1 pseudogene is annotated in these 1,064 nt (G+C 55.3%); it reads left to right on the top strand.

What is annotated here, in order from left to right:
• Positions 1 to 58: 58 nt before the first annotated feature.
• Positions 59 to 745 (top strand): annotated as a pseudogene (locus GSQ95_RS25915) (site-specific integrase); the annotation flags it as partial.
• Between the last annotated feature and the right edge of the window lie 319 nt (positions 746 to 1,064).

The following is a 1,064-nucleotide window of genomic DNA, read 5'->3' as shown; positions in this document are numbered from 1 at the left end:
ACCCTCCTGCTTACGCAGAATCTAGTGTGTTGCGTTCACCGGTTGAATCCACACTGCCGATCAGCTGTTCAACGTCAACCGCTTCTCAAGTCATTACCGTCGCGACGTGATGAACGACAACCAGGTCGAGGCCATGTACACGAAGCTGATTCGTATGACGGGTGTGAGGATGACTCCCCATCGATTCAGACATACCTTGGCCAGCGACCTGATGCGTCAGCCTGACCGAAACATCCACGTCACCAAGCAGCTCCTAAACCACTCGAATCTGGCGACCACGATGGAATACATCGAGCCAGACTATGAAGTCATGCGCGACGCCATGAACGATAGGATCGAGGCGGCCAAGCCGAAGCATCGGCAACGTGCTCGTGTGGATTACGGCGCTCCGGCGCCAGCTATCACTAAGCCACCATCGCACCATTCAACGCCTGCTCTGAGTGGTACGAGAGAGCCCGCCGCGGAATCGGTCCAGTTATCTCCGCGTGCGCTCCCAGCGCTAAACGCTGGCAGAGAGCAACGGTCAGCTGTTCGTCTGCCTGAGCGATCTGACACATTGATTGGTCCAGACTTGGAAGAAATGGCCCACCAGGTCAGGCAGCTGAGCCAGCTCCTATCGTCCAGTGGGTTGGATCAGCTACTACTGAGATCTGGGCATTCGATGACGACGGAAACCCGGCTCCAGGCCAGCCCTGCGAGAATTTCCCCCGTAAGCAGATTCGAAGTCCGCTCTAAATCAGGGTGACAGCCCCCATCGCTTCAACTCCCAAAAGTTGCCGCTCATCCGAAGTTGAGAACCAGCTCTCAAGGAACACTTACGCGCCTTCGATAGATAACAGCCGTAATAACATGCCTTCCAGGCTCCTAGCCCAGTGCCAGAGCGTCATTGGCATGAGATATCGCGGTTTGACATCACTTGATTGCGAAGCTATGTTTCGCGACAGACGGCTGCTTGTACTAGCTGCGAGAAACGCCAAAACCCTCCGCAAGGAGGGTTCTGGGTGAAGATAGTGGGTCGTGCAGGATTCGAACCTGCGACCAATTGGTTAAAAGCCAACTGCTCT

The organism is Pseudomonas sp. BAV 4579 (genome assembly GCF_009765395.1).
Taxonomy (GTDB): Bacteria; Pseudomonadota; Gammaproteobacteria; order Pseudomonadales; family Pseudomonadaceae; genus Chryseomonas; species Chryseomonas aestiva.
Note: the sequence above shows the minus strand (reverse complement) of the source record. Positions and strands in the feature narration are given on the sequence as shown.